The sequence below is a fragment of the Umezawaea sp. NPDC059074 genome, from assembly GCF_042738955.1.
Taxonomy (GTDB): Bacteria; Actinomycetota; Actinomycetes; order Mycobacteriales; family Pseudonocardiaceae; genus Umezawaea.
Genome location: NZ_JBHYHC010000034.1, coordinates 73,312 through 81,344 on the forward strand (window position 1 = coordinate 73,312; position 8,033 = coordinate 81,344).

11 protein-coding genes are annotated in these 8,033 nt (G+C 72.5%); 6 read left to right on the forward strand and 5 right to left on the reverse strand.

The window, feature by feature from the left end:
• Window positions 1-106 precede the first annotated feature (106 nt).
• Complete coding sequence (locus ACFWW9_RS17955) at window positions 107-988, reverse strand: hypothetical protein (RefSeq protein WP_390378433.1); 882 nt, start codon at window positions 986-988, stop codon at window positions 107-109.
• 70 nt (window positions 989-1,058) lie between these two features.
• Here ACFWW9_RS17955 and ACFWW9_RS17960 point away from each other — a divergent pair, with 70 nt between their 5' ends.
• The 3 genes from ACFWW9_RS17960 to ACFWW9_RS17970 are packed head-to-tail and all read left to right on the forward strand — an operon-like array spanning window position 1,059 to window position 3,843.
• Window positions 1,059-2,108, forward strand: coding sequence for an NAD(P)-binding domain-containing protein (locus ACFWW9_RS17960; RefSeq protein ID WP_390378436.1), 1,050 nt, complete (start codon window positions 1,059-1,061; stop codon window positions 2,106-2,108).
• Between the two features lie 44 nt (window positions 2,109-2,152).
• Window positions 2,153-3,214 carry a sensor histidine kinase gene (locus tag ACFWW9_RS17965; RefSeq protein WP_390378439.1) on the forward strand — a complete coding sequence of 354 codons (1,062 nt, stop codon included), beginning with the start codon at window positions 2,153-2,155 and terminating at the stop codon, window positions 3,212-3,214.
• Window positions 3,205-3,843: a response regulator gene (locus tag ACFWW9_RS17970; RefSeq protein ID WP_390378442.1), complete on the forward strand. Its 639-nt coding sequence runs from the start codon at window positions 3,205-3,207 to the stop codon at window positions 3,841-3,843. The genes ACFWW9_RS17965 and ACFWW9_RS17970 overlap by 10 nt, the downstream gene beginning before the upstream one ends.
• Here ACFWW9_RS17970 and ACFWW9_RS17975 read toward each other — a convergent pair.
• Window positions 3,828-4,463 carry a DedA family protein gene (locus tag ACFWW9_RS17975; protein ID WP_390378445.1) on the reverse strand — a complete coding sequence of 212 codons (636 nt, stop codon included), beginning with the start codon at window positions 4,461-4,463 and terminating at the stop codon, window positions 3,828-3,830. The two genes, ACFWW9_RS17970 and ACFWW9_RS17975, sit on opposite strands and share 16 nt — an antisense overlap.
• 71 nt (window positions 4,464-4,534) lie before the next feature.
• Complete coding sequence (locus ACFWW9_RS17980) at window positions 4,535-4,981, reverse strand: SRPBCC family protein (protein WP_390378448.1); 447 nt, start codon at window positions 4,979-4,981, stop codon at window positions 4,535-4,537.
• A 23-nt stretch (window positions 4,982-5,004) separates the two neighbouring features.
• Here ACFWW9_RS17980 and ACFWW9_RS17985 point away from each other — a divergent pair, with 23 nt between their 5' ends.
• From ACFWW9_RS17985 to ACFWW9_RS17995, 3 genes are all read left to right on the forward strand, one after another.
• On the forward strand, window positions 5,005-5,580 hold the full coding sequence (locus tag ACFWW9_RS17985) for a TetR/AcrR family transcriptional regulator (protein WP_390378451.1): 576 nt from the start codon (window positions 5,005-5,007) through the stop codon (window positions 5,578-5,580).
• Between the two features lie 88 nt (window positions 5,581-5,668).
• Complete coding sequence (locus ACFWW9_RS17990; protein WP_390378454.1) at window positions 5,669-6,313, forward strand: class I SAM-dependent DNA methyltransferase; 645 nt, start codon at window positions 5,669-5,671, stop codon at window positions 6,311-6,313.
• A gap of 2 nt (window positions 6,314-6,315) precedes the next feature.
• Window positions 6,316-6,870, forward strand: a complete 555-nt coding sequence (locus tag ACFWW9_RS17995) for a sugar O-acetyltransferase (RefSeq protein ID WP_390378457.1) — start codon at window positions 6,316-6,318, stop codon at window positions 6,868-6,870.
• Here ACFWW9_RS17995 and ACFWW9_RS18000 read toward each other — a convergent pair.
• Entirely contained in the window at window positions 6,854-7,423 is a 570-nt protein-coding gene (locus ACFWW9_RS18000; protein WP_390378460.1) for a TetR/AcrR family transcriptional regulator, read from the reverse strand. The two genes, ACFWW9_RS17995 and ACFWW9_RS18000, sit on opposite strands and share 17 nt — an antisense overlap.
• The coding region (locus tag ACFWW9_RS18005) for an SDR family NAD(P)-dependent oxidoreductase (protein ID WP_390378463.1) at window positions 7,423-8,033 on the reverse strand (611 nt) is incomplete at its 5' end. The genes ACFWW9_RS18000 and ACFWW9_RS18005, both read right to left, overlap by 1 nt.

The window sequence follows — 8,033 nt, forward strand, 5'->3', positions numbered from 1 at the left end:
GCTCCGTTGGCGGGCCTGGCCCTCTCCGCCACGGGCCTCTGGGGGGTGGCTGTAAAAACACTTGAAACCGGGCGCCGGGAGGAAACCGCCCCCCCCGCGACGGTCGTCACACGGCGTGTCCGCCGATGATGCGCTCCGCGAGGTACACGGCCCCGGTCAGGACGGTGATCCGCTGGGCGGACTGGTCCCAGGTCGTGCCCTCCGGCTCCAGGGTCAGCACGGCCATGATCTTGTGGCCGTAGACGCCGGTGGTGTGCATCGCCGGGCGGACGAGGTCCGGCGCGAGGCCCTGCCCGTCACCGTCCTTCGACGCGCCGATGAACCGGCGCGGCTTGGGTTCGACGCAGGGACGCGGCGGGACGTCGCCGAAGCGCGACCACCCCTGCTTGAACGCCACCCGGCCGGGGATGGCCTGGGGGATGCCGAAGGACTGGTCGAACCCGTCCGAGGCGCACGAGGTCGCCGCGTAGAGGTTGTCCATGATGAAGTCGCGGACGCGGGCGGGCGCGTCCTCGAGGATGTGGCGGTAGATGGTCACGACGTCCGCGGCGCTGAGCGCGGTGTAGCCCCAGAAGCCGACGTTGACCGGCGGCGCGGAGTCCACCAGGTGCAGGCGGGTCACCGCCCGCTCGACGATCTTCTCCCAGCCGAGGCGCACCCACAGCTCGCTGGCCGCGTCGTCGTTGCTGGAGCGCAGCATCGGCACCAGCAGGGCGAGGTCCGCGTCCGGGATCGGGGTGTCGGGACCGTTGGTCTCGAAGTAGTCCAGCGCGATGAGCAGCTTGACCACGGAGGCTGAGCGGATCTGCTGGTGCTCGTTGTACTGCAGGGTGGTGCGAGCGGAGTCGCGGTCGTAGACGGCGAACGCGACGGTCACGTCCGAGGGCACCGCGGCACGGGCGTCGGCGGCGGAGGTGTCCGCCGCGGCAGGGCTCGCCGCGGCTGTGACCAGCGCGAGGGCGAGGACCGTTGAAAAGATCTTGTGCACTCGCCCGAAGATAGCGGGAATGTGACGCGGGCGACGGAAGTTCGGGCAAGTCCGGGCTGTTGCACGAGGTGTGATCAGCGTCGACGTCGTGGTGATCGGGGCGGGGCAGGCGGGCTTGTCCAGCGGCTACTTCCTGCGCCGGGCCGGGATCGACCACGTGGTGCTCGACGCCGACCGGGGTCCCGGCGGCGCCTGGCAGCACCGGTGGCCGACGTTGCGGATGGCCACGGTGCACGGCATCCACGACCTGCCCGCCATGCCGTTCGAGGTGGTCGACGACCGCGCCCCGGCCAACGAGGTGCTGCCCGCCTACTTCGCCGATTTCGAGCGGCGCAACGACATCCACGTCCAGCGGCCCGTCGGCGTGACCGCTGTCCGCTACGGCGACGACGGGCGGTTGCTGGTCGAGAGCGCGGACGAGACGTGGTCGGCGCGAGCGCTGATCAACGCCACGGGCACGTGGACGCACCCGTTCTGGCCGCGCTACCCCGGCCAGGAGCTGTTCCGCGGCCGCCAGCTGCACACCGCGAACTACGCGCGGCCCGAGGAGTTCGCCGGGCAGCACGTCATCGTCGTCGGCGGTGGGTCGTCGGCGATCCAGCTCCAGCTGGAGATCCAGCGGTACGCCACGACGACGTGGGTCACCCGGCGGGAACCGCTGTTCAGCGACGAGCCGTTCACCGAGGACATCGGCCGGGCCGTGGTGGCGCGGGTGGACGAGGCCGTGCGCGCCGGACGGCCGCCCGCCAGCGTCGTGAGCGTGACGGGCCTGTTCCGGACGCCGCAGGTGCGCGCCGCGCAGGAGGCCGGGCTGTTGGAGCGGCTGCCGATGTTCGACCGGATCACGCCGACCGGGGTCGCCTGGGCCGACGGCCGCGAGGTCCGCGCCGACGCGATCCTGTGGGCCACCGGGTTCCGGCCCGCGATCGACCACCTGGCCCCGTTGAAGCTGCGCGGACCCGGCGGCGGCATCAAGCTCGACGGCACCCGCGTGGTGGCCGAGCCGCGCGTGCACCTGGTGGGCTACGGCCCGTCGGCCAGCACGGTCGGCGCGTCGCGGGCGGGCCGCGCGGCCGTGCGGGAGATCAAGGAGTTGCTGGCCCCCGCGCTGACCGGCTGAACCCCGTGGCACGCTGGTCGTCGACTGCGACGGGCGGGGGAGCGGTGGGGACGGCGGTGCGGCGGGTCGTGGGGCTGCTGCTCGGGTTCTGCGGCGCGCTGGTCGAACTGCCCGCGCTGGCGTTCTCCGACCGCGTGGTGGCCTGGTTCGCGAAGGTGGAACGCCGTCGGCTGCTGGTGTTCCTCGGCGTCGACAGCGCGGAACCGTTGGAGCGCCAAGCCCGCCGGTTCCTCGCGGTGCGGGCGCTGGTGGGGCTGCTCGGCGGTGTCGTGGTGGCGTGGCTGTTCTACGGCCTGTACTGGGCAGCGGTCATCGCGTGGCGGCTCGGCACGGGGGAGCTGGACCTCTCGAACGCGGCCGAACTCGGCTGGACCGCACTGGCGGGCGTGGTGCTGCTGTTCGTCGAGGTGCAGGGCATTCTCGGCGTGGTCGCGCTGGAACGGCGGGTCGCGCACCGGTTCCTCGGGCCGAGCGAACGGGAACTGCTGCGGCAGCGGATCGAGCAGCTCGCGGCGAGCCGCGCGGGCGTCGTGGAGGCGGTCGACGCCGAGCGGCGGCGGATCGAACGCGACCTGCACGACGGCGTGCAGCAGCGGTTGGTGGCGTTGGGGATGCTGCTCGGGCGTGCGCGTCGGAACCCCGACAAGGCGGACGAGTTGTTGAGGCAGGCGCACGACGAGTCGGCGCGGGTTTTGGAAGACCTGCGCGAGGTCGCCTGGCGGGTCTACCCCGCGGCGCTGGACTCGCTCGGGCTGGCGGAGGCGTTGACGGCCGTGGCGGACCGGTCGGCCGTGCCGGTGCGGATCGACGTCCGGCTGGACGGGGAGGTGGCCGCGCCCGTGGAGACGGCCGCGTACTTCGTGGTGTGCGAGGCCGTGACGAACGCGGCGAAGCACTCCGGCGCGAGCGGTGTCGCCGTGGTGGTGCGCCGGGACGAAGGGGTGGTGCGGGTGCGGGTCGAGGACGACGGGCGCGGGGGAGCCAACCCGGACGGGGTCGGTCTCGCGGGGCTGGCCCGGCGGGTGGCGGCGCTGGACGGTCGGTTCACCGTCGCGAGCCCGGTCGGCGGGCCGACCGTCGTCGAGGCGGAGCTGCCGTGCGGGTGATCCTGGCCGAGGACTCGACGCTGCTGCGCGAGGGGCTGGTGCGGCTGCTGGTCGAGGAGGGGCACGACGTCGTCGCGGCCGTGGGCGACGGTGACGCGCTGGTCCACGCCGTCGCGGCGCACCAGCCGGACGTGGTGGTGACGGACGTGCGGATGCCGCCGACCAACACCGACGAGGGCCTGCACGCGGCGCTGGAGATCCGGCGGCGGTGGCCCGCGGTGGGGGTGCTGGTGCTGTCGCAGTACGTGGAGAAGCGGTACGCCGTCGAACTGCTCACGGGGCAGTCCGACGGCGTGGGGTACCTGCTCAAGGACCGGGTCGTGCGGGTGGAAGAGTTCCTCGACGCGCTGCGCCGGGTCGGTTCGGGCGGGGCCGCGTTCGACCCCGAGGTGGTGCGGCAGCTGTTGTCCCGCACCACGCGCGACGTCGGGACGTTGACCCCGCGCGAGCGGGACGTGCTGGCCGCGATGGCCGAGGGCTGCACGAACGCGACCATCGCGGCCCGGTTGCACGTGTCGCAGAGCGCGGTGGAGAAGCACGTGTACAACGTGTTCGAGAAGCTCGGTCTGTCCGGAGTGGACGGTTACAGCCGCCGGGTGCTGGCGGTGCTGCGCTACCTGGGGTCCTGACCGCTGCGCTCGCGCCCGGTCAGGCGGGAGACCACGAACCAGGCGACGGCGATCCCGACCAGGACGAGCACGGCCGTGGAGACGTACCCCGTGTACTGCTCGACGAGGTGCCACTGCTCGCCAAGCAGGTAGCCCGCCATGATCAGGGCGGTGTTCCAGATCAGGCTGCCCGCGGCGGTCAGGCCGAGGAACTTGGGCAGCGCCATGCGCTCGATGCCCGCCGGGATGGAGATCAGGCTGCGGAAGATGGGGATCATCCGGCCGAAGAACACGGCCTTGGTGCCGTGCTTGGCGAACCAGTCCTCCGTCTTGTCCACATCGGACACCTTCACCAGCGGCAGCTTCGCGGCGATGGCGCGCACCCGCTCGCGGCCGAGCAGCGCTCCGACGTAGTACAGCGCCACCGCGCCCACGACCGAACCGGCCGTGGTCCACGCGATGGCGGCGATCAGGCTCATGCCGCCGCGGCTCGCGGTGAAGCCCGCCAACGGCAGGAACACCTCGCTGGGCAGGGGTGGGAACAGGTTCTCCAGTGCGATGGCCAGGCCCGCGCCGGGGGCGCCGAGCGTGGTCATCAGGCCGGTGACCCACTCGACGATCGCTGAAACCGGGTTGCTCATGGCCTCCACGCTAGGAATCGGACCCCGACGCCCGCCATGAAGCCGACCGCACGATGAGGGTGTGGTTTTCCTCAGGTGGTACCCGCGGCGTGGTCGGCCAAACCGCGCACGCAGGCCGTCATGATCCGCTGGAGCGCCCTCCGGTAGAGCCAGCCGGTGCCCGGCACGACGGGCCGGAACGACGAGTGCCAGCGGATCCTCGTGCCGGTCCCGTCGGGTTCGAGGTCGACGAACGCCCGGTAGTCCCGCACCGCGAGACCGGACAGCAGCGCGTAGCCCAGCCTGCGGTTCGGCACCAGTTCCACGATCTCCTCGCGGCTGACGACCGGCTTCGGGAACCGGTCCGTGCGGAACACCCGGATCGCGCCGAGCCCCTCCCGCTCGGTGTCGCCGGGGCGTTCCAGCTCGAAGGAGTCCAGCGTCGACCAGGTCGGCCACGTCGACCCGTCCCGGACCAGCGCGTACACCCGTTCCGGGCTCGCGGTCGTGCTCGCGGAGGCGTCCACTCTCTGTACCATGTGGTACATGTACCATCTGGTACATGCCTGGACAAGGGGATCGGCTGCTCGCCGCCGTGATCGAGCACATCGCCGCGCACGGCCTCGGCGACCTGAGCCTCCGCTCGCTGGCCGCGGCCGTGGGCACCAGCCACCGGATGCTCAGCTACCACTTCGGCTCCAAGGAGGGCCTCCTCGTCGCGGTCGTCCAGGCCGTCGAGGCGAACCAGCGCCAGGCGCTCGCCGAGCTGACCGCGGACGTCGACAGCACCCCCGCGCAGCTCGCCCGCCGGTTCTGGGACCGCCTCACCGACCCCGCGCTGCGCGCCCACGAACGGCTGTTCTTCGAGCTGTACGGCCAAGCCGTCCAGGGCCGCCCCGGCACGAGCGCGCTGCTCGACGGCATCGTCGAGTCGTGGATCGAACCGCTGGCCGCCTACGAGCACCGCGCGGGCCTCCCCCTGCCCGAGGCCCGCGCCCGTGCCCGGCTCGGCCTCGCCGTGTCACGGGGGCTGCTGCTCGACCTGGTCGCCACCAACGACCTCGACGGCGTGAACGCCGCCATGGACCAGTTCATCGCCTTCTTCGAGCGACCCGGATCGGCGACCGGCGGAGCGTGATCGTTCCGCTGGGGCGGAAGTCGTTCCACCACGCCGAGTTCGTCCCTTCACCGGATTCGGCTCCACGGCTGGGATAGCGTTCCGGCCCATGACCGAACCCGCCTACGTGGCCGAGACGCGGACCGCCTACGACACCGTCGCCGAGTCCTACGCCGAGACGTTGAAGGACGCGCTGGACGAGAGCACCTGGGACCGGGCGGTCCTGGCCGCGTTCGCCGAGCAGGTCGGCAAGTCCGGCCGGGTCGGCGACCTCGGCTGCGGTCCGGGGCGGCTCACGGGCCACCTGGCGGCGTTGGGGCTGGACGTCTTCGGCGTCGACCTCTCGCCCGGCATGGTCGAGGTGGCGCGGCGGACGCACCCGCACCTGCGGTTCGACGTGGGGTCGATGGCGGCGCTCGACCTGCCGGACGGCTCGCTCGCGGGCGCGCTGGCGTGGTACTCCCTGATCCACACGCCCTTGGAGCGACTGCCCGCGCTGGTGGCGGAACTGGCGCGCGTGCTGGAGCCGGGCGGACGGCTGCTGACCGCGTTCCAGGTCGGCGACGAGCGCAGGCGCATCACGAACGCCTACGGCCACGACGTCGAGGCCGACGCGTACCGCCTGCGACCGGACTTCGTGGCGGACCTGTTCACCGCAGCGGGCCTGGTCGTGGACGTCCGGCTGGTGCGCGAGGCGGAGGAGCACGAGAAGACGCCCCAGGCGTACCTGATCGCTCGCAAGCCCCTCGTCTGACCGTGGGGGAGCAGAAGGACCGGATGCTGCGCGGCGAGTGGTACCTCGACGAGCCCGACCTGGTCGAGGACCGGCGGCGTTGTTGGCGCGCGTTGGACGAGTTCAACGCGCTCGGCGCGGACGACGACGCGGAACGACGCAGGATCCTGACCGGCCTGCTCGGCGGGTTCGGACCCGACGCCGTCGTCCTGCCGCGTTTCCAGTGCAGCTACGGCTCGCTGATCACGATCGGCGCCCGCGCGTTCGTCAACACCGACGCGATCCTCATGGACGACGCCCCGATCACGATCGGCGACGACGTCCGGATCGGCCCGCGCGCGCAACTGCTCACGGCGTTGCACCCGGTGGACGACCACGACCGCCGCCGCGAGGGGTGGGAGCGGCCCGAGCCGATCACCATCGGCGCCAACGCGTGGCTCGGCGGCGGCGTGATCGTGTGCCCCGGCGTGACGATCGGCGCGAACGCGGTGATCGGCGCGGGAGCAGTGGTCGTCCGGGACGTGCCGGACCGGGTGTTCGCCGCGGGCAACCCGGCGAGGGTCATCCGCGACCTCTGAGCAGCCCGGTCAACGCCGCCGAGGCGATGGCCCCCGCCTCGGTCTCGCCCAGCGGCGCGTGGCCGCTGAGCAGGCGGAAGATCAGCGGGCCGAACAGCAGGTCGATCGCGGTCTCCACGTCCACCTCGTCGTCGACCTCGCCGCGCTCCAGCGCCCGCCGCCACAGCACGCCGATGGCGTCCCGCCGCCCGTTCAGGAAGAACTCGCGGAAGTACGGCGCGCCCGCCGGGTCGGTCACGCACGCCGCGAGCAGCTGCGCGAACGTCGACCCGGCGTGGCTGGAGTAGAACGCGCTGACCAGCCGCACCTGCTCGGTCAGGTCGCCCACGGCGGTGCCGGTGTCGGGCAGCGGCACCGCCGTGGCCATCTTGATGCCGAACGCCTCCGCGGCCACGGCCGTGCGGCTGGGCCAGTGCTTGTAGATCGTGGCCTTGGAGACGCCGGACCGCGCGCTGATGGCGTCGACGGTCGCCGCGGGCAGCCCGCCCTCCTCCAGCAGCGCGCACGTGGCCGTGAGCACCGATTCCCGCGCCCGCAGGCTCTGCGGGCGCATCACCGGGTGTGGTCCGTCGACAGGGACCGGGCGCGCCAGGTGGCCAGTTCCTCCCGCACGATGCGGAGCTTGTCCTCCACGCGGGCCACGGAGTCCGCGCCGAGCTGGATCCGCGTCGGCGGGTTCGGCGACGCCACGACCTCCAGCAGCACGGCGGCCGCCTTCGCCGGGTCACCGGGCTGGGAGTGGTTCCAGCTCGCCGCCCCGCCGCGCATGGTCCCGGCGGTCCCCGCGTAGTCGCCGATCTCGGTCCCAGTCAAGCGCAGGCTGGACGGGTCGAGGAAGTCGGTGCGGAACAGCCCCGGCTCCACGACCGTCACGTGGACGCCGAGCGGCGCGAGTTCGAAGTGCAGGGCCTCGGACAGGCCCTCCACGGCGAACTTCGTCGCCCCGTACACGCCCCACCCTGCGCCCTGCGTGAAGCCGCCCACCGAGCTCATGTTGAGCACGTGCCCGGCCCGTTGGTGGCGCATGATCGGCAGCACCGCGCGGGTGACGTTCAGCAGCCCGAACACGTTCGTCTCGAACACCGCCCTGACCTCCTCGTCGGAGGTCTCCTCGACGGCCCCGAGCAGCCCGTGCCCGGCGTTGTTCACCAGCACGTCGATCC